22 protein-coding genes are annotated in these 25,219 nt (G+C 40.5%); 8 read left to right on the top strand and 14 right to left on the bottom strand.

Translation table 11 applies throughout. From position 1 onward, the window contains the following. Positions 1 to 25 precede the first annotated feature (25 nt). The 4 genes from GNE10_RS04135 to GNE10_RS04120 all read right to left on the bottom strand — a co-directional run bounded on the left by GNE10_RS04135 (position 26) and on the right by GNE10_RS04120 (position 2,126). The gene (locus tag GNE10_RS04135; RefSeq protein WP_185563777.1) at positions 26 to 469 is read right to left on the bottom strand and encodes a type II toxin-antitoxin system VapC family toxin; all 444 of its coding nucleotides are present in this window, start codon (positions 467 to 469) and stop codon (positions 26 to 28) included. Then, entirely contained in the window at positions 466 to 732 is a 267-nt protein-coding gene (locus GNE10_RS04130) for a hypothetical protein (protein WP_185563776.1), read from the bottom strand. The genes GNE10_RS04135 and GNE10_RS04130 overlap by 4 nt, the downstream gene beginning before the upstream one ends. A gap of 162 nt (positions 733 to 894) precedes the next feature. Beyond that, on the bottom strand, positions 895 to 1,389 hold the full coding sequence (msrB, locus tag GNE10_RS04125) for a peptide-methionine (R)-S-oxide reductase MsrB (RefSeq protein WP_099072060.1): 495 nt from the start codon (positions 1,387 to 1,389) through the stop codon (positions 895 to 897). A gap of 203 nt (positions 1,390 to 1,592) precedes the next feature. Beyond that, positions 1,593 to 2,126 (bottom strand): MgtC/SapB family protein, encoded by a 534-nt coding sequence (locus GNE10_RS04120; RefSeq protein WP_185563775.1) that lies wholly within the window; start codon positions 2,124 to 2,126, stop codon positions 1,593 to 1,595. Positions 2,127 to 2,723: 597 nt separating this feature from the next. Here GNE10_RS04120 and ssuD point away from each other — a divergent pair. From ssuD to GNE10_RS04095, 5 genes are all read left to right on the top strand, one after another. Continuing rightward, a complete protein-coding gene (gene ssuD, locus GNE10_RS04115) occupies positions 2,724 to 3,881 on the top strand; it encodes an FMNH2-dependent alkanesulfonate monooxygenase (RefSeq protein WP_185563774.1) in 1,158 nt (385 codons plus the stop codon). A gap of 165 nt (positions 3,882 to 4,046) precedes the next feature. Further along, positions 4,047 to 4,613: an NADPH-dependent FMN reductase gene (gene ssuE, locus GNE10_RS04110; protein WP_099072057.1), complete on the top strand. Its 567-nt coding sequence runs from the start codon at positions 4,047 to 4,049 to the stop codon at positions 4,611 to 4,613. Positions 4,614 to 4,838: 225 nt separating this feature from the next. Next, positions 4,839 to 6,152, top strand: coding sequence for an FAD-binding oxidoreductase (locus tag GNE10_RS04105; RefSeq protein WP_185563773.1), 1,314 nt, complete (start codon positions 4,839 to 4,841; stop codon positions 6,150 to 6,152). Between the two features lie 60 nt (positions 6,153 to 6,212). Further along, entirely contained in the window at positions 6,213 to 7,568 is a 1,356-nt protein-coding gene (locus tag GNE10_RS04100; protein WP_185563772.1) for a (Fe-S)-binding protein, read from the top strand. Between the two features lie 360 nt (positions 7,569 to 7,928). Continuing rightward, complete coding sequence (locus GNE10_RS04095; protein ID WP_185563771.1) at positions 7,929 to 8,420, top strand: TerB family tellurite resistance protein; 492 nt, start codon at positions 7,929 to 7,931, stop codon at positions 8,418 to 8,420. Positions 8,421 to 8,891: 471 nt separating this feature from the next. Here GNE10_RS04095 and GNE10_RS04090 read toward each other — a convergent pair whose 3' ends face one another. Next, positions 8,892 to 9,116 carry a hypothetical protein gene (locus GNE10_RS04090; RefSeq protein WP_185563770.1) on the bottom strand — a complete coding sequence of 75 codons (225 nt, stop codon included), beginning with the start codon at positions 9,114 to 9,116 and terminating at the stop codon, positions 8,892 to 8,894. 690 nt (positions 9,117 to 9,806) lie between these two features. On the opposite strand from GNE10_RS04090, the gene GNE10_RS04085 reads away from it, so the two are divergent. Together GNE10_RS04085 and GNE10_RS04080 are read left to right on the top strand one after the other, a co-directional pair. Next, positions 9,807 to 10,226, top strand: coding sequence for a hypothetical protein (locus tag GNE10_RS04085; RefSeq protein ID WP_185563769.1), 420 nt, complete (start codon positions 9,807 to 9,809; stop codon positions 10,224 to 10,226). 13 nt (positions 10,227 to 10,239) lie between these two features. After that, a complete protein-coding gene (locus tag GNE10_RS04080; RefSeq protein ID WP_185563768.1) occupies positions 10,240 to 10,551 on the top strand; it encodes a hypothetical protein in 312 nt (103 codons plus the stop codon). 39 nt (positions 10,552 to 10,590) lie between these two features. Here the strand turns inward: GNE10_RS04080 and GNE10_RS04075 are convergent, their stop codons facing one another. From GNE10_RS04075 to GNE10_RS04050, 6 genes are all read right to left on the bottom strand, one after another. Continuing rightward, positions 10,591 to 12,780 (bottom strand): xanthine dehydrogenase family protein molybdopterin-binding subunit, encoded by a 2,190-nt coding sequence (locus GNE10_RS04075; RefSeq protein WP_185563767.1) that lies wholly within the window; start codon positions 12,778 to 12,780, stop codon positions 10,591 to 10,593. 300 nt (positions 12,781 to 13,080) lie between these two features. Continuing rightward, positions 13,081 to 14,034, bottom strand: a complete 954-nt coding sequence (locus tag GNE10_RS04070) for a hypothetical protein (RefSeq protein WP_185563766.1) — start codon at positions 14,032 to 14,034, stop codon at positions 13,081 to 13,083. A 623-nt stretch (positions 14,035 to 14,657) separates the two neighbouring features. After that, positions 14,658 to 15,632, bottom strand: a complete 975-nt coding sequence (locus tag GNE10_RS04065) for a xanthine dehydrogenase family protein subunit M (protein ID WP_185563765.1) — start codon at positions 15,630 to 15,632, stop codon at positions 14,658 to 14,660. Beyond that, positions 15,619 to 16,167, bottom strand: coding sequence for a (2Fe-2S)-binding protein (locus tag GNE10_RS04060; RefSeq protein ID WP_185563764.1), 549 nt, complete (start codon positions 16,165 to 16,167; stop codon positions 15,619 to 15,621). Before GNE10_RS04060 ends, GNE10_RS04065 begins: the two co-directional genes overlap by 14 nt. 454 nt (positions 16,168 to 16,621) lie before the next feature. Continuing rightward, positions 16,622 to 16,906, bottom strand: coding sequence for a hypothetical protein (locus GNE10_RS04055; protein ID WP_099070445.1), 285 nt, complete (start codon positions 16,904 to 16,906; stop codon positions 16,622 to 16,624). A 5-nt stretch (positions 16,907 to 16,911) separates the two neighbouring features. Continuing rightward, entirely contained in the window at positions 16,912 to 17,415 is a 504-nt protein-coding gene (locus GNE10_RS04050; RefSeq protein ID WP_185563763.1) for a hypothetical protein, read from the bottom strand. Between the two features lie 350 nt (positions 17,416 to 17,765). Between GNE10_RS04050 and GNE10_RS04045 the strand changes: the two genes are divergently transcribed. Then, on the top strand, positions 17,766 to 18,962 hold the full coding sequence (locus GNE10_RS04045; RefSeq protein WP_185563762.1) for an NAD(P)/FAD-dependent oxidoreductase: 1,197 nt from the start codon (positions 17,766 to 17,768) through the stop codon (positions 18,960 to 18,962). A 512-nt stretch (positions 18,963 to 19,474) separates the two neighbouring features. Here GNE10_RS04045 and GNE10_RS04040 read toward each other — a convergent pair. From GNE10_RS04040 to gshA, 3 genes are all read right to left on the bottom strand, one after another. Then, positions 19,475 to 21,754 carry a peptidoglycan DD-metalloendopeptidase family protein gene (locus tag GNE10_RS04040; RefSeq protein ID WP_185563761.1) on the bottom strand — a complete coding sequence of 760 codons (2,280 nt, stop codon included), beginning with the start codon at positions 21,752 to 21,754 and terminating at the stop codon, positions 19,475 to 19,477. A gap of 801 nt (positions 21,755 to 22,555) precedes the next feature. Continuing rightward, positions 22,556 to 23,017 carry a tRNA (cytidine(34)-2'-O)-methyltransferase gene (locus GNE10_RS04035; protein WP_185563760.1) on the bottom strand — a complete coding sequence of 154 codons (462 nt, stop codon included), beginning with the start codon at positions 23,015 to 23,017 and terminating at the stop codon, positions 22,556 to 22,558. 385 nt (positions 23,018 to 23,402) lie between these two features. Then, positions 23,403 to 24,542 carry a glutamate--cysteine ligase gene (gene gshA, locus GNE10_RS04030; protein ID WP_185563759.1) on the bottom strand — a complete coding sequence of 380 codons (1,140 nt, stop codon included), beginning with the start codon at positions 24,540 to 24,542 and terminating at the stop codon, positions 23,403 to 23,405. Positions 24,543 to 25,219 lie beyond the last annotated feature (677 nt).

Here is a 25,219-nt window from a genome sequence, read left to right as displayed (position 1 = left end):
GCGATCGCTTCTATATTAACCGCAACTATGGAACCTGAAAATCATTAAACAAGCAGATATTGTAAGACGAAGTACTTAAAGCTTTCACTAGCTTAGCGTCGAGAGTCAGCAAAATAGCACCTACCTGCTGTGAAAGCGCAACATAAGAACCATCATATGCAGAGATTTTATAAGTCAAGCCAATACTAACAGCATCAGCCATCAAATCAGCCGTAGAGACCACACGCAAGGGAAAACTTTTGAGAGTTGCTAAATCTGTCTGTATTTCAGCAGCAGTGTACATCCTTGCACGGACGTACTTCAATAAAACGTTAGTACACTCGATGTAAAAAAGGTCTGGTACATAAATTTCAGTCTGTGGATTGGCAAGATGACCCAAGAGTTGATTAACTTTAGTAGTTAGTGGGTCAGCAATAAAATACTTAATGCACACACTGGTATCAATAACGCATCTGAGAGGATTACTCATCTATCGCGGTCTTCTCGAATTAGTTGAGTACTATCAGGTAATCCAAAGTCTGCTGGATTCAAGCGGCGACGGTGACTAATTTCCTCTAGAAGTTTTGGGACATTTTTTCGCCTTTCATCTTCCGTAGGTTGCATCTTTGCCTGCAAAGCATTCTGCAAAATTGTAATAACTTGAGCATCAATGGAATTATTTTCCGCTTTAGCTAACTCTTGCAGCTGTGCGTATAATTCATCAGGTATATTTAGCGCATGAAGGGTAGCCATTGATTGACCTCCCAAAAGAATTTATTGCTAATGGTAGCACGATGCAAACAGGGAGGGACTTTAGAAGAACTGTTGACTGTTAACCGTCAACAGTCAACAGTCATCTACAGCGGTTCTCAGTTGCGTGCAATTCTAGTAACAGCAGTGCATGAACCAAATAAATTATGCAGGAACAAACTTTAGCGAAACACCGTTCATGCAGTAGCGCTGACCAGTAGGTGCGGGGCCGTCATCAAAAACATGACCCAGATGACCACCACAGCGACTACAATGCACTTCAATTCTGGTCATAAACAATGACCTATCTACAGTAGTACTGATAGCACCTTCAATTGGTTTATAAAAGCTAGGCCAGCCAGTACCACTGTTAAATTTGGTCTCAGATGTAAACAGTGGTTGTTCGCACGCAGCACAATAGTAAGTGCCTTCATCGTATTGTTTATCTAGAGGGCTAGTGTGAGCGCGTTCAGTCCCGTGTTTACGCAAGACACGAAATTGTTCTGGCGTTAAAATCTGACGCCATTCTTCTTCAGGTTTGCTAATTTCAAATCTACTGTTAGAAGTTGTCATTTCTTCTGACCCCCATTTGATATACCTTGATAATAAAGCTGTGCCTACTATTACTGCACTAGCCTGTAAAAAATACCGCTTGTCCATATATCTATTATTTTCTATTTCCTGCCTCACTGGCCAATCACTTCCAGTACGGTATTCCCTGCTTTAATTATTCAGCATTAGCGATCGCTCTGAATTACTGCTGATAGTCTCATTAGAATTAGATAAGAAACAATAAATTATCGTTAAATCAAATACTGGACGGAAATCCGAATCCACTAATCCACTAAATTCTCGATTTCCCTTTAATCATCATTTTCATCATCAGAACTTGTTAATTCTTGAGTACTGCCGTGTTTATTCTGACCAGTCAGATACATAAGCGAGCGATTGAGCCGCTTCACACCACTAAGGGTGACTAAAGTCAATAACCCTCCTAATAATCCCATTTGCCATAGACCACAGCCAATAGCAGCCCCCAATCCGGCTGCTGTCCACACACACGCAGCTGTGGTTAACCCCCGTACTTTTGGTGTCGCAGATTTTCTAGGGGACTCTTGTAAAATTAATCCAGCTCCCAGAAATCCTACTCCCGTAGCTACACCCTGTATTGTCCGACTCAGTGCATTGGTAGCAGCATAGGGACTATCACCCTCAGCTTGCAAAGGAATCATGACGAATAATGCAGCACCCATACTCACTAGCATAAAAGTTCTCATCCCTGCGGGTCTACCTCCTTGCTGACGGTTAAATCCAATCATGCAACCAACCACCAACGCTAAAGACAGTCTTAACGCTATATGCGGCCAATCATTGGCAGTAATAAACATCGGCCCCATTGTCTTATTCTCCTGGAGACAGAACGAAATTGGACGCCTATTGCTAGTTGACTGGATAAGTACCCACGTCTAGAGATAAAAAATTAACTACAATAAATCAATAGGTTTGTCGTACATTAAGAATAATTTAACAAAAGGTAAGCAATAAGCAAAATAATATACGCAAAGATGTGATTTCTTGATTCTTACCGGTCACTGGGAAGACCAGGAAGATGTGGCAGAGGGGCAGAGGGCAAGGGAAAATAATAACTCATAACTCATCACTCATAACTCACCACTCATAACTCACCACTCACCACTCATAACTCATAACTCACCACTCATAACTCACCACTCATCACTCATAACTCACCACTCATAACTCATAACTCATAACTCATAACTCATAACTCATAACTCATAACTCATAACTCATCACTCACCACTCACCACTCATAACTCATAACTCATAACTCATCACTCACCACTCACCACTCATCACACCCCGTGTTTCTCAAAAAACTTCTTGCTTAGTAAAGTTGAATATGTAATACTCTAAAGCTGTAAATAAAGTACGGTATTTTTATCAATCTACCGTAGTTTAAAAGGATAAGATTCATGCAGCTACTATGGTTCATCCCAACCCACGGAGACGGACGCTATCTTGCAACTGCTACAGGCGGAAGGGCAGTGAGCTTTGCCTATCTGCGGCAGATTGCCCAGGCGGTGGATGACCTTGGTTATACGGGGGCTTTATTGCCAACTGGTCGCTCTTGTGAAGATGCTTGGATTGTAGCGTCAACGTTGGTATCACTGACGCGGCAGATGCGTTTTTTGGTGGCGATTCGCCCTGGTTTGGTATCACCCGGAGTAGCAGCACGGATGGCGGCGACATTCGATCGCCTTTCTGGTGGGCGTTTATTGATTAATGTGGTTACAGGCGGCGATCCCATAGAGTTAGCCGGAGATGGTTTGCATTTGGATCACGATCGCCGTTATGAATTAACAGATGAATTTTTGACAGTATGGCGAGCCATTGCTAGTGGCGAACAAGCCAACCTCCAGGGAGATTACTTCAACATCCAAGATGGCAAACTGCTGTTTCCACCAGTGCAAAAGCCACATCCGCCGTTGTGGTTCGGTGGTTCCTCTGCCATTGCCCAAACAATTGCTGCCAAACATGTGGATGTTTACTTAACTTGGGGCGAACCACCAGCGCAAGTAGCAGAGAAAATTGCAGCAGTAAAAAGACTTGCACAAGCACAAGGTCGGACATTGCGGTTTGGTATTCGCCTACACGTGATTGTGCGGGAAACCCAGAGTGAAGCTTGGGACGCGGCCAATCAATTGATTAAATATGTAGATGACGAAGCGATCGCCAAAGCCCAAAAAGCCTATTCCCGCATGGACTCAGAAGGACAACGGCGCATGACTCAACTACATCATGGTAGCCGGGAAGCATTAGAAATCAGCCCGAATTTGTGGGCGGGAGTTGGCTTAGTACGGGGTGGAGCCGGAACAGCCCTAGTAGGCGATCCCCAAACCGTAGCCGCCAGGATATTAGAATACGCTGCTTTGGGTATTGAATCCTTTATCCTCTCTGGCTATCCCCACTTAGAAGAAGCTTATCGAGTTGCAGAACTATTATTTCCTCATTTGCCCTTAACGAATCTACCCGTAGTCGAGAAACAACACGTCTTGAGTCCATTTGGCGAGATTGTAGCAAACGAAGATTTTCCTCAGCAGCATAAAAACAAAGCTACATCCATATCCTAGTAAAGTTTAGGGTATTGGGGACTGGGGACTGGGAAGATGGGGGGCAGGGGAAAAGGTTAAAGGTTAAAGGGAAAAGGAATAAATTTAATCTTTCCCCTTTTCCACTTACCCCTTTCCCAATCAATGCCCCATGCCCAATGCCCATTAATTTAGGAGTTTAATTAAATGACAAAGATTTTAGCGATCGCTGGTAGTCCAACTCATCCTTCTAGAACTTACGGTGTTATCGAATACGCTGCTAAGCTTTTACAACAACAAGGCTTGCATGTAGACATTATTTCAGCTACGGATTTGCCTGCGGAAGATTTAGTTTTTGGGCGATATGACAGCCCTGCTTTAGAAGAACCAAAAGCCTTACTTGCAAATGCAAATGGTGTGATTATTGCCACTCCAATTTACAAAGCTGCTTACACAGGAGTACTGAAAGCATTTCTAGATTTGCTTCCACAAAAATCATTAACAGGTAAACCTGTACTACCAATTGCCCTTGGTGGGACGATCGCTCATTTATTAGCAATAGAATACGCCCTAAAACCTGTGTTATCTGAATTAGGGGCACGGCATATCCTAGCTACTGTTTATGCAGTAGACAAACAAGTCCAACGACAACCCGATAATAGCGTCATCTTAGATGAAGAAATTGACCAAAGACTCAAAGACGTTGTTAAGGAATTTGTGAAAGCTGTAGAATATGATGCCGCAGCCCCTGAAGAATTGGTTCATGCCAATTAAATAATCAAGTTTATACCTCCGTTAATTCGTAGCAGTAGGGTGATTTTTACCCATCTGCTACCTTTTTTTAATTACCGATTTGTTGACTGTTCACTGTTGACTGTTGACTGAAGAATTATTTTTCTCCTTGTCCCCTTGTCTCCCCCACCTCCCCAACCTCACCAATCCGCTTTTTTGGTCAAGTTACCCAGTAAATTAGATGTAGGGCGTAAAAAAATAAACTCAATGATAGCGATGTCTAACGACAAGCCGCAAGGCGTCTACCCTTGGGAACTTGCATCTATCGTCGGTGAAGAAAATGCTGTTTGCCTTTGGGAAAATATCGAAGAAAATCAACAAAAACGGATTCAACAGGGTATAGTTGCTGGAAATTTTCCCAGTTGTATTGTCTATCCCCGCACTCAAGAACAGCTAGCCGCAGTCCTCGCCGCAGCTGACAAAAATAACTGGCGTGTTCTTCCCTGTGGTAGTGGTAGTAAACTCTCTTGGGGTGGTTTAGTTAAGGGCGTTGATATTGTAGTCAGCACAGAACGTATCAACCAGCTGATTGAACATGCTGTGGGTGATTTGACTGTGACTGTAGAAGCTGGGATGAAATTTTCTGATTTACAAGCACTTTTGACAAATTCACGGCAATTTCTCGCCCTTGACCCCACAGCGCCAAAGTCGGCAACTATTGGCGGTATTGTCGCCACAGGTGATACGGGTTCTCTACGACAGCGTTATGGTAGCGTGCGCGACCAATTATTAGGTATTAGTTTTGTGCGTGCTGATGGACAAATTGCGAAAGCTGGCGGAAGAGTAGTTAAAAATGTTGCCGGATATGATTTGATGAAGTTGCTTACAGGATCTTACGGCACATTAGGGGTTATTAGTCAAGTAACTTTTCGGCTCTACCCGTTACAAGAGGCATCGGTAACGGTGCTACTAACTGGGGAAGCTGAGGCTATATCTCAGGCGGCTAATACTCTGCGGGGTTCGGGGTTAACACCAGTCCAGGCTGATTTGCTATCGACTAAATTGGTATCCGGTTTAAATGTGGGTAGAGGACTGGGATTAATTGCTCGTTTTCAAAGTATTCGTGAAAGCGTTCAAGAACAGTCAAACCGAGTTTTGGAACTAGGACAAAAATTGGGTTTAGATGGTGCAGTTTATGTAGATGGCCATGAAGCTCATCTATGGGAAAGATTGCAAGAACAAATATATTCTCCTGTTGAAGATTCTCTAATTAGCTGCAAAATAGGAGTGTTACCCACAAATGCGGTGGCAATTTTGTCTAAGGTAGAGCTTGGTTTAATTCATATTAGTAGTGGTTTGGGTTTGTTAAAATTAAGGGATAAAAATCAGGTTTTGCAAATCCGCGATCGCACTCAAGCTTATAGTGGTTTTTTAACAATTCTGGAAGCACCAGCGACGGTTAAAGAACAAGTAGATGTTTGGGGTTATACGGGGAATAGTTTGGCATTGATGCGGCGTATTAAGCAACAGTTTGATAGTAAAAATATTTTAAATCCTGGCCGGTTTTTGGGTGGGATTTAGTTGTCAAAAATAACCGCAAATACGCCCAGAAAGCCAAGGAATAGAGGGGAAAAATTAATTATGCAAGTTTCAAAAAATTCTGCGAATAAGACGGCTAGTTTGAAAGATTTGCAGGGGTTTGACGAAAGTCATCCACCAGCACCGAAGTTAATTGATAGTTGTGTGCATTGTGGGTTTTGTCTTTCTACTTGTCCGAGTTATCGGGTGTTGGGTAAGGAGATGGATTCTCCAAGAGGACGCATCTATTTAATGGATGCAATTAATGAAAATAAGATTGCTCTCAATACGGCAACAGTAGAACATTTTGATTCTTGTTTGGGCTGTCTTGCTTGTGTCACGACTTGTCCTTCTGGGGTGCAGTATGACAAGTTAATTTCTGCAACTCGTCACCAAGTTGAACGCAATTATCCCCGGAATTTGCCAGATAAATTATTTCGGCAGTTAATCTTTTCTCTGTTTCCTTATCCCCAGCTTTTACGAATTTTATTAGTTCCCTTATTGGTTTATCAAAAGTTGGGTTTGAGTCAGTTATTCCGGACTACTGGTTTACTCAATAAAATCTCTCCGCGTTTGGCAGCAATGGAATCGATTCTGCCAAAAATTACTCTCAAATCTTTTCAAGATAATTTGCCTACTGTAATTCCTGCTAAAGGTGAAAAGCGCTACCGCGTTGGGGTAATTTTAGGATGCGTGCAACGGTTGTTCTTTTCTCCTGTGAATGAAGCGACAGTGCGGGTTTTAACAGCCAATGGTTGTGAAGTTGTGATTCCCAAATCTCAAGGTTGTTGTGCGGCGCTTCCCGAACACCAAGGACAAACAGAACAAGCGAAGGTTTTAGCAAGGCAGATGATTGATAGTTTTGCTAAGAGTGATGTAGATTTTGTAATTATCAATGCTGCTGGTTGCGGTCATACTTTAAAAGAATACGGTCATATATTAGAAGATGACCCAGAATATCGCGAAAAAGCTAAGGATTTTGCAGCCAAAGTCAGAGATGCCCAAGAGTTTTTGGCAACTGTTGGTTTAACAGCTAAACTTTCACCATTGACTGATAAAACCTTGAATTTAGTTTATCAAGATGCTTGTCATTTATTGCACGGTCAAAAGATTAGCGTCCAACCGCGTCAGTTGTTACGGCAAATTCCGGAGGTGAAGTTAAAAGAACCTCTAGATGCAGCTTTGTGTTGTGGCAGCGCTGGGGTTTATAATATGTTGCAACCAGAAGTTTCTGAAGAATTGGGTCAGCAAAAAGTACAGAATTTATTGAATACTGGTGCTGAGTTAATTGCTTCTCCTAATCCTGGATGTACTTTGCAAATTACTAAGCATTTGCAGTTGCAAGGTAAGAAGATTTCAGTAATTCACCCGATGGAGTTATTAGATTATTCCATTCGGGGTGTGAAGTTGGAAGTTTGAAAAACAAAAATTTCAGTACAAGTTGACATGTTAATATCATGCCAAAATATAACAAAAATTTATCCTTCTTCTCTTCAGAGTGGGATAACTTCAACCTGGGGTGATATTAGCAGATCGCTGAATTAATTATTAAGCCTTTGTTAAATATCTCCTTAACTGTCTTAACTGTCTTAACTGTCCTTGCATTGTCATTAAAAATCTGAAATCTTGATTAAGAACATTAATTTTTGGCTCCTGAAATAGCCTCAAAACATAGTTTTGAAGTGAAAATTTCACAGCAAAGCACTTATGTATTGTTAGGGCTGAAATCTCACAGCAGAATTCAGGAGTCAGAATTTACAAACAAAAAAGAGGTAATTTATGAGCGATATTCAACAACTAGTGCCTGCTTCAGAATTCATGAAAAAGAATTTAGGAATTTCCTCAGCTCCCCTTGAAGCATACTTGAACTATGGATATGCATTGCTAGCTATTGCGGGAGCAGATGGAGAGGTTTCAGAAGCCGAATTTAACTGGTTACTAAATCATCAGCGTATAGTTGGTGCTCCTGAAGAAGCAATAGAAAAATACAAAACATTTGAATATAAAAATGCTGATTTAGAAGATCTGCTGAACAAGATTACAGTTGATGTTTCTAATTGGTCGAAATCAAGAACATTGTTGTATCATGCAATTCAAATGGCTCGTGCTGATGATAGTTACTCACTTGAAGAGCAACAAGCTGTTAAGAAAGCAGCTAAATTACTAAAGGTTGAAGATGATATTGCGCTTGCTCTGAATAAATTGGTAGACGCAGAAGAAGCCTTAACTGCATTACGCAAATCGCTACTACGGACTGAGATTTTAGCTTAATTGAGCAAAAGCCCTACATTATACCTGCCTTAAAAATAGGGAACGGGGAACAGGGAAGAGGTATTTTAATTGTTCCTTGTGAGCGCCGCTCATGGAGTTTCTTGCAAAAGTGTTTTTTGCAAGAGTTGGGAAAAGGGATGCATCTTTATTGGGGAAGGGGACAATACAAAACCTTTACCCTTTCCCCAACTCCCTTATCCCCTTCAGGGGCCCCACCTTCCCCTTTTCCCGACTTATGCAATAAGTCTATTGTTATCAGGTTGAGTAAATATACGCTTGGTGTTAGAACTCAAAACCTTAAACAGCGTAAGTTGGAGAGCCGCTAGGCATCCAACTTCTCTGCCAGACGCAACGCAAACGGAGAGTACCCTCTGTTGAATCAACTGGCATACTTTCCCTTATAAGCCACTAGCGTTAGATTAAGAGACTTTTACTCCATTTGGAAAACCCCGAATTCTAACTCCTTTTTATTTATGAGTTAGATGATTTATCCTGCTTGACTTTTTTGATTAATTCTATGTAGATATTAACCTCATTTACCTCTAGATCGTGTTCAACTCTGGTTACTTTCCATTTCTCCTTTTTTAGGTAAATTTCCTCTCCTACTCTAGGAACAAATTGTAAATCATAGAACTTTTTGAGAAAATCTTTTTGATTTTCTTCCCATAAGACTATTTTGGCTACTTCTTTGCTCATTGGTTATCCTTTTTTGTTACTAAATAAAACTAAGTACTTTGATGACATTCATTAGGCAAGTTTATCTGAATAATTCAACTCAATAACGTAGTTAAAACCACATTCTTTACTAAGAGTTATTTACTCTGTATTTTCTTGGCTATAAATTCATGTCAAGCTACATAAGTTTTGAGAAAAACAATCTCGTAGAGAAGTAGTAACGACATTGCTACAGCCCTCCGCAGGGATGATAAGTAGCTCAACCTAAAAAAATTAACACGTAGATGTAAATAAATGTAGGGTGTGTTATGCCGTAGGCTAACGCACCTTGATAGACTGTACTATATCAATTGAGGTGCGTCGCGCTTTGCAATAACGCACCCTACTATTGTTTTATGTTTAATTAAGTTGACCTACTTAACTGCTTTAGCGTTATGTCTTTAAGCTAAGGCACTATGTTACTACTTACCACTTCCGAAAGCATATTTTTCAAAGTATTAACATAATGCTGGAATACTTCTGGGTGCAGGTGCATTGTTTATTCTAAACATAATGCGCTTGTAAAAAGTACCTAAGCGAAAGATATAAATATAATTTTTTTCTAAAAAAAGTTATAGTACAAACAATTTTTAGCCAGTTTTTTGTATATTATCAGCTATTTCATTTTATTTTTTGCTAGAGAATAAGTTATTATATTGATCTAACATAATTATGTTGCCTCCAATACCAAAAGAAGTACTTGTTTGGCTACTATTTACGTTTGTAGTCTCGGTGCTTCCATTAGGAATTGATTGTCTGGTTAGGCTATTTAACCAACAAGCATGGTTTGACTATCAACATTACAGAGATGGGCAGTTACTAATAATTGCTGTGTCCTTTGGAGCGGAATCAATAGGTAATATCCTAATTAGGTCTAAGTTAAATCAATGGTATGAAATTCTAATCATCGGTAGTTGCTTTTTGACTACATTAGCTGCTGGTATACTCTATCCTTACATCAAAAATCTTCCAGCAACTAGTCAAAAAACAACTAGTCAAAACGTTGATAGAAGTATATTTTATGCTACGGTAGCTATATTTTTATTTTCTTTTGCTACCAGTCTTTTTTGTAAGTATTTATCGATGTCTTAATTCGGAGGAAATTATGGAGATTATAGCAATTGTTTCTAGCATAATGGGGTTGTCTGCTTTAGCAACTACATTGAAGTTTGTGACAAATATGCACCATCCAAAAAAAAAGGGTGCAGCGAACAGGAGAGAAACTAAGGCGTCTCCCTATGAAAAGGATAGTAGATGTATTAACTGTGTTAAAAATCCTAACCAAGGATCTGTGGTAAAAGTTTTTGTCGAAGCTAATTTAGATAATTTAGATTCAGAACGTGAAGCCAAATTAAAAGATGTTATCGAAAAATTTAGAAAAGAAGTCAAAGAAGTCAGTGAAACTATTAAGTGGTGAAGGTTATCAACTGAATAATTCTCTAGATTTTATTTTGACCTACAACAACTTATCTGGTGTAATTGGTAGGTCACGAATCCGTTTACCTGTGGCATGATAAACTGCATTTGATATGGCGGCGGCTACGCCAACAATGGGAAGTTCTCCCAAGCTTTTGGTTCCGAGTGCATTCACATAAGCATCTTCTTCTTCAACAAATAGCACTTCTATATTTGGTATATCTGCATGAACGGGAATCAAGTAGTCTGAAAGATTGGCACTAACTATTCTCCCTTGATTAGCATCCATTACGGTTTTCTCCATTAATGCCATGCCAATTCCCCAAGTAATACCACCGACAACTTGACTGCGTGCTGTCTTGAGGTTGAGAATTCGTCCTACACTATAAACACCTACGCAACGTCTAATTTTGATTTCTGCCAAAAGTTCATCAACGGCGACTTCCACAAAGATAGCGCCAAAAGAGTGTTTAGAATAGTTTTTACTCTCTGGGTTGGGTGAAGTTTGTTCTGTAACTTCTAAACTTGCTAAGCCCTGGCGGCGCAGAATATCGGTGTAGTTGTCTCGCTGGGAGGGGTTTTGTTTTAAAAATATTTGCCCTGACTCAACTGTAATATCTTTTGCTTGAGATTGATACAAAGGGGAATTTGCATCTTCGATCGCCATTTCAATCATTCTATCCCGTGCGGCGATCGCTGCTTTATGTACCGCCGGAGAAACGCTACCCACTGTAATTGAATTGCCTGTAATCGGTGCTTTGGGGTAATTACTATCACCTAGTTCAAACTGCACTGGTAAGCCCAATGCTTCCGCAGCTACCTGACTCATCACTGTATACGTACCAGTACCGATGTCTTGAGTACCAGTTTGTACTTTAACTTCCCCACTGGCAAAAATTTCAACTTTCACTGATGCTGAACCAGAATTGCTGGGAAATGTCGCACTGGCCATTCCCCAACCAATTAAAAAATCACCTTCTTGTATGGAACGAGGAATTGGGTTGCGTTGTGACCAACCAAAAATTTCTGCACCTTTTTGATAACATTGTTTCAGGGATTTACTCGACCAAGGTAATCCTGTATGAGGATCGATATCTGCATAATTTCTCAGTCTCAGTTCAATGGGGTCAACATTTAAGGCACATGCGAGTTCATCCATTGCTGACTCTAAGGCAAACATTCCTGTTGCTTCTCCGGGGCCGCGCATAAAGGTTGGTGTACCAGCGTTGATACGTCCCAAACGATATTTCACTTCCAAATTTTCACAAGCGTACATCATCGTTGTAGCTGCACCGACGGGTTCCACAAAGTCATCAAATTGCGATGTTAAGGATGTGCCAGTGTGAGTAATGACTGTTAGCTTACCTTCTTTAGTTGCGCCCAGGGTTAGGTGTTGTTGAGTTTGGGAACGGTAACCGCAGCTAGTATACATTTGCGATCGCTCTAAGGCAACTTTCACCGGTCGGTTGACTCGTTTGGCAGCGATGGCACAGAGAATAGTATGAGACCTTAAAAGTGCTTTACAACCAAATCCTCCGCCTAAGTATTTGGAGATGACGCGGACGTTTTCTTGAGGAATATCCAAAACAGATGCAATGGCTCTTTGGGTTGCAGAAATGCCTTGGGTAGTTTCATATAATGTCAAATTATCCCCCTCCCACATGGCTACGGTTGCAGAAGTCTCTAGGGGATTATGATGTTCCATTGGTGTGGAATAAACTTCTTGCACTAAAACATCTGCTTGTGCTTTTCCAAATTCTATATTCCCCCTAGTGATTTTACCTGGCATAATGCCAAAATAAAGTGTTTCTGGTTCAAATATTTCTGCCTGTGCCAATGTCGTTGTTGGCGCTGCTGCTTCAGAGATAATTTTGATTAAATCAGCAGCAGTTTGGGCTTGTTCTAAAGTTTGACCTACTACAATTCCCAAATGTTGACCATTGTAATAAATTTTGTCATCTTTCTTTGTTGGTTGAGTTTTTTCAGGAGAAAAGAAAGGTACTTTTATTAACGATGGTGTTTGCTCATAAGTAATGATATCTATGACACCAGGTGCTGCTGCGGCTGCTGATGTGTCTATTTGTATAACTTTACCATTGGCGATGGTACTTTCAAAAATTACGCCATAAGTCAAATTGTCTATGGGCATATCAGCAGTATAAGCTGCTTCTCCCGTTACTTTCAGTCTACCATCAACGCGATCTACTGATTTACCAACAATTTTACTCATACCGTTGCTTTCCTTTTCCTGAAAAATTCAATTTAGTAGAGTTTCATATCAAATTGTGGCAAATTAAACTTAAAAATTTCAATCCATTACTACTCTCTGCCTAAATAGATAACAGTACTTATGCCTATATAGATGAGTTCATTAATCAAATCGGACTGCTATATGATAAATCAATTGCTACTGATACCAATTCTTCATGAAGCTGCATAGAACTTTACCCCTCCCCAACCCTCCCCTTGGCAAGGGGAGGGTGCGCGTTAGCGCGGGTGGGGTCTTTGTATGCGTCTTCATATTAAATTGCTACTGAGAATTTTTCATAGTTTGTAAAATTAATGGATCTCTTATATCATGCTGCATATTGTAATCAACTGTGCCAAACTCCACTTGTAACATCAGGCGGTCTTGAGTAATTGGAGTAGTGCCTTTGTGGAAACAAAAAGTATCTTCAGCAAAGCCAAATCCTGCTTTACCACAAATAGTTACTAATGATTCTTGTTGATAATAGCTAATAATAGCTTCATCAGTTTGATATTTAGGTAATAATAAATGTGAAAGTTTTTTCTGATTATGGCTGCCTCTAACACAAACATGGGGGCCACCAGATGCATCAACATCTGTTAAATAAAAGAAAAATTTTAAAAACCGATAATCATCTAAATCGTAGTGAAACATTTGAAATGTTCTCATTTTTTCAAATGTTGTTGTTTCACCAGCAAAGCTCCACCATAATTGATTAGATAAATGTACTGGATTACATTCTAAATACTTAGCTGCGATCGCCAATAATGTAGGATCGTTTTGCAGCTTTTTAATAGCAGAACAAAGCAAAGAAGTATTAAAATAACCAGCTATTTTAAATGTTTTACCGCAATGCTTTTCTGCCGATTCCTTTTGATTATAAAAGAAGCCTAAATGAGGTTTATAATCACCATAGCAAGGATGATATTCAGCAAAATCAGTGATTTCATCCACTATTTGTTTTGGCAAGTTCAGACCCAAATAAAATCCATTTTTTTTGAGTTCATTAACTACAAAATCAATATCAATATCTGGAAATAAAGTAGAATTTTTATTTATCAATGTTGGAGAGAAGTATTTTTTTTCATCAGGTAAAAAATCTCTTACAAGTCTTCCTAAACGAAATTTGCCAACTTTCCGCATCAACAACCAACGAGGGTTTTTGGTTAAACCTATATAGTTTTCATAACAAATGTTATATAAGAATGGAAACTTTTTTTTTATATTTTGTAGCATGATCAAGAATTTTTATTAATAGTCAATATAAATCTACAGAGCTAGGTAACTCTAATTCAAAGTTTTAGCTACTATCAAAAGAAATTTAATTTATGTATTTTCGCATAGCAATTTGCTAATACTTGATAGTACTCATCTAAATTTATCTATAATCCAATACGCTTGGGTTAAAGGCTAATTCTATAAAATTGTGGATTTACCAGACGCGATAAATCGCTGCCTCTACAAGTGTTTTGGCCTTATGTGAACTGTATTGATCTATAATCCAGACCCCAAATGTATTTACGAAGACAATTGAGGTATGAAAGGGTAATATTTATCACTACTCAAACATAGTCTTAACTTCTCGATCGGCTGAATTGAGGGATAACGAGCTTTTAAGGCTAGTATCAATTTATGAGCTAGCTGTTAACTTTATAAGCCATCACACAAATATTACAATCTAAATCATAGCTAATTAGTGATATTAGTCACACTACTATTGTGACCAATGTCACTATTTACCATATCCCGTTTCCTAGTCTGCTGAGGTACAAATCTCTGGTTACCTCTGCGTTTCAAACTATTATCTCTACCTCACTTACCTGGAAATACCTACATAACATATAACTCCTATATAAAATTCAACTTTCACAACAAATTGAAAGCCCACGAATTAAAACGCGTTTGACTAATTCAATTTTGAATTCATTGTGTGTTTGCGGTTTGGCTTGTTTAATTGCTAGTTCCCCTGCGGCTATGAAGGTAGCTGTATTGATTGTTTGTCCTTTGAGAAATTCCTCTACTTCCCATGCACGCCAAGGTTTCGGCGCTACTCCACCAAAAGCGATACGTGCAGATTGGATCGAATTTTGTTCTATTTCTAAAGCAATAGCTACGGAAACGAGAGCAAATTCATAACTAGCCCGATCTCTAACTTTTAAATAGTGAGATTTACATACTAAATTGGGAATTTCAATAGCAATAATTAATTCTCCAGGCTGTAATAAATTTTCTATCTCTGGTGTCTCACCTGGTAAAACATAAAAATCATGAATTGAAATTTGTCGTGTTTGTTCTGCACCTTGAATGCAAATCACCGCATCTAATATTGTCAAAGCCACAGCTAAATCTGAGGGATGAACGGCGATACAATGTTCGCTAGCCCCAAAAATAGCGTGCATTCGGTTGTAGCCTGTAATTGCCGCACAACCTCTACCTGGAGTGCGTTTATTACAAGAAAAAACTGGGTCACGAAAATACCCACAACGAACTCGTTGTAGTAAATTTCCGCCCACAGTTGCCATATTTCGCAGTTGTGGGGAAGCACTTTGTAGCAAAGCTTGAGTAATTACTGGATAAGATTCTTGAATTTGGGAATTAAAAGCTACATCACTCAATCTACAGGTTGCACCAATACGAATTTGATGAGTGTGAAATTCAATATCTCCTAGTGGTAAACTATTAATATCAACTAATGTATTCGCTACTTGTACGCCATCTTTCATTAATCCTAGTAAATCAGTACCACCAGCAATAAATTCCGCAGTTTTGTCTTGTTCAAATGTGGCGATCGCTGCTTGTTCTGAAAAGACTTTAGTATAATTAAATGGCTGCATTTTCCATTTCCTCTAGCACATCCTGAATCGCTGCAATAATATTCGGATATGCCCCACAACGACAAAGGTTTCCACTCATCTTTTCGCGAATCTCTGCTTCAGATTTGGGCAGTTCTTGTAATATCATTCCTACGGCAGATACAATTTGTCCCGATGTACAGTAACCACATTGAAAAGCATCATGGCTAATAAAAGCTGTTTGTAGGGGGTGGAGTTTGTCGTCTTCTGCTAATCCTTCAATAGTAGTAATTGCAGCGTCGATGTGCATTACTGCCAATGTCATACAGGAGTTAATTCGTCGATTATTAATTAATACAGTACATGCGCCACATTCACCGCGATCGCAAGCTTTTTTTGTACCCATCAACCCCAGCTTTTCCCGTAGTGCGTCGAGTAAAGTAACACGAGGTTCTAGTTTCAGCGAATAGCATAAATTATTCACCTTCAGAGATATTTCGACTTCCTGGGAACTCAATATTTTGAATTCTTGCCTTGTAGAGTTGGAAGCGATCGCAGCTAAGGAATTTTCTTCCATATTCTTAGTGGAGATGTTAAAAATTAAATCAATTACCAAATTTTAGATCTGAAATTTTGGATTTGAAATGTAAAATTGAAAACTCAAGTTTCATGAAGATTTATAATTTTTTACTATAACCCATATTTCAGCAGTAAGGGACTTCCAAGTAAAAAATATTCTACAGAAGATTGTTAACTGTTGACCGTTGACGCTTGACTGTAAACCGTCAACGACCCCAACCAAAATTATTTATTTTTTGGAATTCCCTAATAGATTATCAGATGCGAGTATGCAATCAATCCAAAATCTCAAATCTGAAATTACTTGACGGTAATTCAATATATAGCAATCCCAAATAATTTGTGGAATATTACGTATTAGGGGTGTTGACAGTCAACAGTCAACAATCAACAGTTAACACCGATATTCTTCACAACTGAAATAGGATTGCTATAGAAACTATGTAGTCAATTTAGAGGTGTTGTTGATAATATTCCTCTATACTACCTACAGCTTTTAGTAATGGCGAATCCAAAGGTTCAATCCAATCTGCTACTTCACGAGCCAAACCAAGAGTTGAAACTCCTCCTGATGGTTCGAGTTTCCCATTCAGTGCCTTAGTTTTTATAGATTGTAGGGCATTGATAACGTTATTTAAACGTGGTGAAGACTCAGATTGTTTGTCTTTAAGCATCTGTTGGCTGATTTCAGAAGCTCGGTCTATTAGCTTGACAAATTCTTGTGTGTTGGTTTCCATAAGTTTTACGGACAGCTAAACTTTTCTACAGTAATACTTCCTCCCTCAGACCACTTGATATTCGGATCTTTGGAATCTTTAATAAATGTCTGTTGACCGCCACCTGGATAGCATTCTTTAGGAGTTTGAGGGCCGACAATGCCTTGATAAGTTAGGGTTCCTGCTGGCAAAGTTACTGTTAGTATTTGAGTGGCTTGATTACCCCATTCTTGATTGAGAGCTAGATTTTTGATGACTTCTACGTTCGTTTTATATTGGTCAGTTGTTAAATACCTGCCATATTTGTTGCTACTGCTACTATAGTAGCGATAAAAAGTTTGGGGTTGCTCTAGTTTGACTTCCTTGCATTCTGAGTTGAGGAAGGTAATGGCAATATCAGCTGGTAAAGGGCATGAAGGACTAACTTCTTGGGCAAGTACTTGTTGTGGATTTACAACACGTGGCAATGAACTGACTGAAAAACTCACAAGGCCTAAAGCAATATATATGGAGGCTGATTTTGATTTCATACAAAACCTTGTTGGTAATTATTTTTGAATACAAAAATAATACAGCAAGCTATGTACCTGATATCAAGTTTTTTGGTCAATAAATGTAGAATTTCACAAATTTACTGCCAAAATCGAGTTTATTAAATTAACAAAAATTTCATGTTTATGAATTTTTTGTTACCACTATCAACCACAGCACTGATGACAACCCATTACAACGGTAAATCAAGGTTGATCCTTGGGGACGATTGACTAAAAAAATATTTAGGAGCCAGAATAACGACTATGGGTATGCTGTCAACGTAAGGGTAGAACTTCTGCGGATTTATCGATGGGGAGATTCTAAATTCTGAATTCTGACTTTGTATATGAACAAAAATTTAACTCAGAAATTATCTAAACCGATAGTAGAAAAAGTTGCGATCGTTGGTGCTGGCCCAGGCGGTTTGGCTGCTGCCATAGCACTTCAAAGCCAAGGTATTGATGTGCAAGTGTACGAAAAAGCACAAGAATTTCGCCCAGCGGGAACCGGACTAGGATTGGCTCCTAATGGCTTGAATTCTCTGGATGCCATCGCACCGGGTATAGTGGCAACCCTTAAAAGCTCAGGATGCCAAGTGAACCACACAATTTTAAAGAATATTCAGGGAGAAACAATCCGCACTAATCAAACTAAATATCTAGAGCAATACGGACAACCATTGTTGACTGTGTGGTGGTATCGTTTACAGCAAGCTCTCGCATCTAGATTGCCATCTGACATTATTCACCTCAATCATCGTTGCATCGGCTTTGACCAACAAGAAAACGGTGTAAAAATTCATTTTGATGGTCAAGAATCAGTAGACGCAGATTTGCTCATTGGTGCTGATGGCGTCAACTCCGTAGTTAGAGAAACTTTATTTGGCGAGGGTAAGCCCAATTATATTGGTAGTATGTGTTGGCGTGCCGTTATCAAGTACCACCATGAGTTATTTAATGACTATGAACTCGTTTTCGTCAAAGGTAATAAACAGTTCATGTACATTCTCAATGTGGGAGGCGGCTATACCAGTTGGATTAGTCGCAAGTTTTATCCTGATTACTTTTTTTCTCACCATGCACATGAGGTCAAATCTCGCATTCTCCAAGAATTAGCCGATTGGGATGAATCCTTTCGGGCGGTGGTGGAAGCGACACCAGCCGAGCAAATCTGGGAAGGGCCGATTTGCGATCGCCCACCCTTAACCCACTGGAGTCAAGGCAGAGTAACCCTCTTAGGTGATGCCGCCCATCCAATGGCACCAGCTATGGGACAAGGAGCCAACACCACTTTTGAAGATGCATACGAACTGGCACAGTGTTTTTCCCATTCAGCCACCCTTGAAGCAGCCCTCGCCAACTACGAACAGTCTCGCATCGACCGTACAAAAATCATTCAAGCTCGTAGTGCTTTGGGCGAAATGCGTTACTACGATGACACTTTTACATCTTCTAACCACACCCCACAGCGACAAATGACGCTGAATGACGATTTTCACAAATGGATTTATAGTTACAAGCCCAATGTACTGAGTTTAATTTGATAGTAAATTTTGATAACCCGTCCAACGCGCTTTGACTGCTGACTGTCAACGGTCAACAATATACAGTTAACAGTCTTCTGTGGAATATTTTTTTAACAGGACTTACGCAAAAATAACGTAATTCCGTCATTACGAGCGATAGCGTACTCCTACGGAGAAGCAAGCTACGCGGAGCGTCTCGTAGAGAAGTAATCCCCCCTGACGCTGGGATTGCTTCCCTACACTTCGTTCTGGTCGCAATGACAATATCGGCGTTGCGTAAGTCCTATTTAATTGGAAGTCCCTTACCAATACGGTTTGGTTAAAGGGAAAAGGGAAAAGGGGAAAGGTTTCAAATACATCCAAATCCCCTTACCCTTTAACCTTTTCCCAGACCACAAGGGAAGTTCATACTGCTTATCCCAACCGTATTGAGTCCCTTACCATAAAGCAATTTTTCAATCAAAAACAAAAGAGGGAGATAAACTCCCTCAATCAACAAGGCAATAATTTAGTTATAGATAGCCAACAAATTACAGACGTGCTGTTGGTAACATAGCTATTGGGTTAACAGCACCCTTGCCTGATGGATGAATTTCAAAGTGGGTGTGTGGCCCGGTACTGTGACCAGTGCTACCCATTAAAGCAATTGTCTCTCCCTGGCTCACCTGCTGACCTGGTTGCACCAGAATCTTGCTGTTGTGAGCGTAGCGAGTCGTGCTGCCATCAGGATGGCGGATTTCAACGAGGTTACCGTAACCGCCATTGTTCCAGCCAGCTTTTGCTACTACACCTTCAGCAGATGAGAAAACAGGTGTGCCGGTAGAATTGGCAATATCAATTCCTTTGTGCATTCTTCCCCAACGCCAGCCATAGCCAGAGGTAAGAGTACCCTTTGCTGGCCATTGGTAAGCAACTGATGAGCTAGATGGAGGAGCTGTTGTTTCGTCAATTACTTTGGGTAAGTATTGATCGACTGCTGCCAAAGGTGGTATTGCCTGTGGAGAAACTGTCGTTCCGCGCAACTTCCCTAAGGAATCCGAGGCGTTTACTCGTCTAGGAGGCGTTGCAACTCTGGTACCAGATGGATTGCGAGGGGGAGTCCACTGACCAGCAGATCCTAGATTGGGTAAGAACTCTGGATTTATAGGCTCGTTAGCAGGTACGGTGGCACGGAATTGAGGCTGAATTGGTTGAGCGTAGTTAGCTCTGTTTGGCGTCGGAACCGGAATTGGTATCGCTACGTTATTCGGTCGAGACACAGAGATAGGTACAGCTAAATTACTGGGGGTAGAAACAGGAGTGAATGTTGTAGCAGTGTTAATTTCAGAGGTTGCTGTCGGCGCTGGTAAGTTTCCAGACTGTTGAGCGCGATATTTTTGCTGTAACCTCTGGATTTCTGCTTGTAAACTCCGTAGACGGTCGTTGTTGTTATTGTTACCCCTTACTACCCTATTTGTTATTTTTTCAGGTTGCTGGATTTCAACAAAGGCTTTTGGTACTGGGGTTTCACCACCCATGCCATAAGCTCTAGGAGCAATGGGAGCTGTTTCTAACTCAATGGGAGTATTTGTTTGAACTTGGTTGTTCGCAGTTACCGGTGTGGGGACAGTAACGCTACTGTTATCAGCAATAATTGACGATGGCGAGCCTGGTAGATATGAGTTAGCACTACCAATGGTCACAGAAGAAGTAACTTTGGGAGTATTAGTCGGCTCTACAAAACTGGGTCTAGTCCCTACAGCTACCTCAACTTGAGCAGTTGGAATAATCAGTTTTTGACTGATTTGCAGTTGATTGGGATTACTGAGGTTATTTGCCTTAACTAGTTCTGATACAGATGTATTGTATCTGTTGGCGATCGCCGCTAGGGTATCTCCAGGTTTAACTTCGTAGGCTGTTGTAGTAGAGGAAGCAATCAACGTTGTTGGTGTAGTTGATGCAATTTCCTTTTGTGTCTTCTGCTTTAACCTCGATATCAGCTTGGCTTGGGCAGCATTGTTAGTAGTTTCTGACTGCGCTAACACAGTTTTCTCAACTACAGTATTGCCAATACCAGTTTGTGATAAATTTTCGGTCTCCCCAGACCGTAATTGTGCAAGACTCTTTCTTAAACGGTTTGATTTTTCTTGTAAGCGATTGAGCGCAAACTCTTGTTGCGCTTTAAGTTGTGCATTTATTTCACTGTTTGCTGTCCCAGATGTTGCCACTGTTTGTGGTACTGTCGGTACTATGTTTGTAGTGCCTACAGTATCTTCAGCAATGGGGTTCGATAGCTTGTTGACTGTTGGAAAGCTAGTCTCAGCTAGTGTATTGTTTGACCCCTGTAGCGGTTGGGATTTTGAGCCAGTGAGATTTTTATCAACTGGTGTGGCTTGGGAAAAGGTTTCTGATGCAGGAACTTGCAAAGGCGTTCCATTGGTCGCGACTTGCCATTTAGCTTCAAGCCCAGGCAACTGTGAGACTGCTGTTGGTTCCACCACGACAGGATTTTCAGGCACACTCGGTAATGAGATTGCTTGGGATTCCAGCTTGGTGGAGGCGAATTTCACCTCAGTATCACGAACAGCAGGAATGGTTGAGGTTGCCTTTTGGCTGCCTACAGGCACCGCTGCTTGGGCTTGATCGCTTTGTCGAGTCACCAAAAGACTGGTTGCTCCCATAGAGATTGCCAAGCCAATCATGGCGGCTTTTGTCCGCACCCGACGGTTAACTTTTGGATTAATTGAATTTAGCTGTTCTACCGGGGCATCATCGCTGCTGGGGCTATTTTTCAACACAGCTTTCACTCTCTTTTTCAATGCTCGTTTCAAAGACGACCTCCTTACGATCACTAGCGCTTAACTGACCTCGATTTTTCAGCTGGATATCTAGTCAATGATCTAGATCGCAACAAATGATAGATCGAGATCACATTCACCAGAGATGCTTACGCAAGATTAACCTGCTTCTCTGATTTAGACAAGTTCACATGTTTTAGCAAAACTTAAAAATTGCTGTGCTTACTTGTCTGAACCACTCCTCACACCATTTAGGAAGTTTTCTTTTTTCCAGTTTTCCGAGACTGTCTTGCGTCAATCGCGGGGACTTGCCAATTATTACAGTTTTGTCAAGTCCATAGTCGCTACCGAAAATCAAATTGCTGCGACCTCTGGAAAAGCGATGCCCCCTGCTGTAGATCTTTTCAAGATATTTCTACACAATCCGTCTTCCCAACACGAGACTTTACGTTGATTATTCCCTAAAAAACAACCGTATTAACTCTCGGCTAATTCTGGGGAGAATCTTGGGGACATTCGAGCAAGAATAGCTCAAATGCGCTATATGACTGAGTTATGGGGCATTTGTTCCCCAATATGGAATGCTGCAAATTCATCAAAATCTATCATTCAAATTTGGCATTATCCCGAATTTTATATACAAATTTCTTATAATAAGCCCGCACCTCTTGTAAGTATCTTCCACTACATTTTATGCAAAAACACAATTTTACGTGTATTTTTTGACATTTACTCGGACGTAACCAGCAAATAGTCGCCCCTATAAATCATTGATATACTTGGTTTTTGCGAAATAATTAAGTACATTTACTTAATTAAAAATTAGTTAAACAACTATTGTAAATAGCCTAATTGACGGCGGCTTTCAAACAAACCGATAGCCACACTCACCGACAAATTCAAGCTCCGGACTCCTGGCTGGCTCATGGGAATATACAGAGTAGCATCACAATGTGATAAAACTTCTCGTGGTAAACCAGTGGTTTCACTGCCAAATAGTAACCAATCATCGGCTTGAAACTGAAAACTGGCATAATTAATATTTCCGGCGACACTATAACCCAACCATCTACCTCCACGCTTGTGGTGTACTGTTTTGAAGGCTTCTAGAGATTCGTGATACTGCAGCTTGACGTAAGGCCAGTAATCCAGACCAGCTCTTTTGAGGTAGCGATCGCTAATTTCAAAACCTAAAGGCCCCACTAAATGTAACTCCGTGTCAGTAGCTGCACAAGTACGAGCAATATTGCCTGTATTAGGAGGAATTTGGGGGTTAACTAAAACTACCTGAGGCATTGTCCGTATAATTTACGTATTGTATAAAATAATCTATCATCAATGTAAAATCTACCAAAAGGCAGAGGTTATTCATAGGTTTTGTTAATAATAATCAAGCATTCTCCATCGATTAGATTTTTAAAACGAACTGCAAAACCTCTCAGAATAGTACCTGAGAGCGTATTTTACTGAAATCATTAAATATTAAATTTTATGTAAAGTTAAGTGGTTGTTTGTGTGATTTTCAACAAGTACTGTCTGCGGAAAAATCTACCATTTGTTTGACGACAGCTGTGGATTGAGCATCAAAGATTGGGATTGAAACATACAAGCGCGTCGATAGTTGACAGTAGACTGTGAACGGTCAACTGTCAACTGTTAACAGAGTCCCTAAAACCTTCAGTTACGCCAGCAGGGACGAACACAATTTGTCTTCGAGTTCGATTTCCCGTTCTTGAATGGTGGTGATAGCCTGGGTAATGACGCGCTGGCTGTCAAAACCAACTCCGTGTAGCTGCAACCACTGTTGAGCTTCGTTGCCTTCGCGAAGAATTTTGTGCAAAGGTGAAAGGAAACAGCTAAAGCCTTGTTGTTTGGCTATCGCCCAAACCTCTTTATACATTTCGGTAATCCAATCTCTGGCTGTGATGTTTCTGCCATCTTCCCAATGGATGAGCTGAGCATCTAGACTAGTGGCAGCTGCCGCAGTTTCATTGTGAGCATTGAGAGTAACGAGTTCTTCAGGAGAAAAGGTACTTTGAGTTAACGGGTCGATGCTGGGATTTTCGATGATTTGTAACAGACGTGCTTCTAATAAGGCGCTAATTGCGAGTAAGGCAATGGGGTCTGTGACTAAATCGCAAATTCGCAGTTCTAGGCGATTTAGATCGTAGGGACGGCGATCGCCATTTGGTCGCACTGAAGCCCATAAATGCCGTACATTTTGCATTGTTCCAGCAGCCAGCTGATTTTCCACCCACTCAATATGATGGGCGTGGCTGGCAAATAACGGCACATGTTTGGGGGTTTGTGGGAACAGACCCCAACGAGTTGAGTGATAGCCTGTGGCTTTGCCATCCAAAAACGGAGATGAGGCACTCAGGGCTAAAAATAAAGGTGCTTCTAGACGAATCACCCGACACGCCCGCATTAATATTTCTGGATCGCTAATGCCGACATTGATATGTACGCTAGCGGTGACTACTTTTGTGCCATAGGTTTGTTCTATGTAGTCATGATAAGGGTTGGCTGGATCGGAACGCATAAAGCGATCGCTCCCAGCCAAAGATAAAGTACTTCCCGGTATCAGGGTATAATTTCCCAAGCGATTGAGGTAGTTTCGCAACCTCCGTCTGGGATGTAGTAGGGCACATAATAAACTCTCGTAACTAGCCGATGGCTGGGTCGTATATTCCACATTGCGGCTATCTGGCTCTCGAACAAATCCATCCAAAGCTGCAACAATTTTGTCGGAGAGACCAACGATTTCACCTTGAGGCGTGCCAGTATACATCTCAATCTCAAAGCCTTTTAATAACACCACCTTGTTCTCCTTGGCTCTCTCAGCTTATAAATTGTATCGAATTAGACGAATCTCTGGATCTACCTTGATTCAATCAAAAGTTAAGAATCATTGAATTACCAACTCATCCCAAATCAAGACGACAAACTTTTAACTCATTCCCCTGCTTTACGCAACAAGGATTTCGAGTCATTAGTAATTAGTACTTATATTTAATTTATCGTATTCAGTAATACTAATAACTAATGACCACTGACTAATGACTAAGATGACTTGGCGACAATTCCTCCCACTCTTTCTGGGAATGGGAAAAATTGTCGTCTTTCGATGAATACATACTGATACTGTTGATTTTGGTCAAATATACGGTAAATCTTGTACAAAGATTACTTAAGTATGAACTAAATATCAGTAAGGTTACTCCAAAAAATAAATTATTCCGATTCAGGTAGTTGACCCTGAGCGAAGTCGAAGGGTCAACGGTCAACACTTTTGGGCGGAATATTTTTTTACAAAGAAAGGCAGAAGTTCGTTCGCGCAGCGTGTCGAAGACAGGGCAGAAGGCACTTATGTTAGGAGTAACAATCAAAACTTTAGTTCTGGGTCTGAGCTACAGTCCAGATAAATAATTATACTGAGACTGCTTGCAGCAAGGTATAAAACCTCCTTGTTACAATCCCACTCTTTTAAGGGTGGGT

It is taken from the genome of Nostoc sp. 2RC, from assembly GCF_014222165.1.
Taxonomy (GTDB): Bacteria; Cyanobacteriota; Cyanobacteriia; order Cyanobacteriales; family Nostocaceae; genus Nostoc; species Nostoc linckia.
Note: the sequence above shows the minus strand (reverse complement) of the source record. Positions and strands in the feature narration are given on the sequence as shown.

Bases quoted from the DNA above. Each gene is read 5' to 3' on its own strand.
- GNE10_RS04090 (WP_185563770.1), bottom strand. From the start codon at position 9,116: ATGAGCAAAGAAGTAGCCAAAATAGTCTTATGGGAAGAAAATCAAAAA.
- GNE10_RS04075 (WP_185563767.1), bottom strand. From the start codon at position 12,780: ATGAGTAAAATTGTTGGTAAATCAGTAGATCGCGTTGATGGTAGACTG.
- GNE10_RS04080 (WP_185563768.1), top strand. From the start codon at position 10,240: ATGGAGATTATAGCAATTGTTTCTAGCATAATGGGGTTGTCTGCTTTA.
- GNE10_RS04070 (WP_185563766.1), bottom strand. From the start codon at position 14,034: ATGCTACAAAATATAAAAAAAAAGTTTCCATTCTTATATAACATTTGT.
- GNE10_RS04095 (WP_185563771.1), top strand. From the start codon at position 7,929: ATGAGCGATATTCAACAACTAGTGCCTGCTTCAGAATTCATGAAAAAG.
- msrB (WP_099072060.1), bottom strand. From the start codon at position 1,389: ATGGACAAGCGGTATTTTTTACAGGCTAGTGCAGTAATAGTAGGCACA.
- GNE10_RS04035 (WP_185563760.1), bottom strand. From the start codon at position 23,017: ATGCCTCAGGTAGTTTTAGTTAACCCCCAAATTCCTCCTAATACAGGC.
- GNE10_RS04065 (WP_185563765.1), bottom strand. From the start codon at position 15,632: ATGCAGCCATTTAATTATACTAAAGTCTTTTCAGAACAAGCAGCGATC.
- GNE10_RS04085 (WP_185563769.1), top strand. From the start codon at position 9,807: ATGTTGCCTCCAATACCAAAAGAAGTACTTGTTTGGCTACTATTTACG.
- GNE10_RS04060 (WP_185563764.1), bottom strand. From the start codon at position 16,167: ATGGAAGAAAATTCCTTAGCTGCGATCGCTTCCAACTCTACAAGGCAA.
- GNE10_RS04130 (WP_185563776.1), bottom strand. From the start codon at position 732: ATGGCTACCCTTCATGCGCTAAATATACCTGATGAATTATACGCACAG.
- GNE10_RS04105 (WP_185563773.1), top strand. From the start codon at position 4,839: ATGATAGCGATGTCTAACGACAAGCCGCAAGGCGTCTACCCTTGGGAA.
- GNE10_RS04055 (WP_099070445.1), bottom strand. From the start codon at position 16,906: ATGGAAACCAACACACAAGAATTTGTCAAGCTAATAGACCGAGCTTCT.
- GNE10_RS04120 (WP_185563775.1), bottom strand. From the start codon at position 2,126: ATGGGGCCGATGTTTATTACTGCCAATGATTGGCCGCATATAGCGTTA.
- GNE10_RS04100 (WP_185563772.1), top strand. From the start codon at position 6,213: ATGCAAGTTTCAAAAAATTCTGCGAATAAGACGGCTAGTTTGAAAGAT.
- ssuE (WP_099072057.1), top strand. From the start codon at position 4,047: ATGACAAAGATTTTAGCGATCGCTGGTAGTCCAACTCATCCTTCTAGA.
- GNE10_RS04050 (WP_185563763.1), bottom strand. From the start codon at position 17,415: ATGAAATCAAAATCAGCCTCCATATATATTGCTTTAGGCCTTGTGAGT.
- ssuD (WP_185563774.1), top strand. From the start codon at position 2,724: ATGCAGCTACTATGGTTCATCCCAACCCACGGAGACGGACGCTATCTT.
- GNE10_RS04045 (WP_185563762.1), top strand. From the start codon at position 17,766: ATGAACAAAAATTTAACTCAGAAATTATCTAAACCGATAGTAGAAAAA.
- GNE10_RS04135 (WP_185563777.1), bottom strand. From the start codon at position 469: ATGAGTAATCCTCTCAGATGCGTTATTGATACCAGTGTGTGCATTAAG.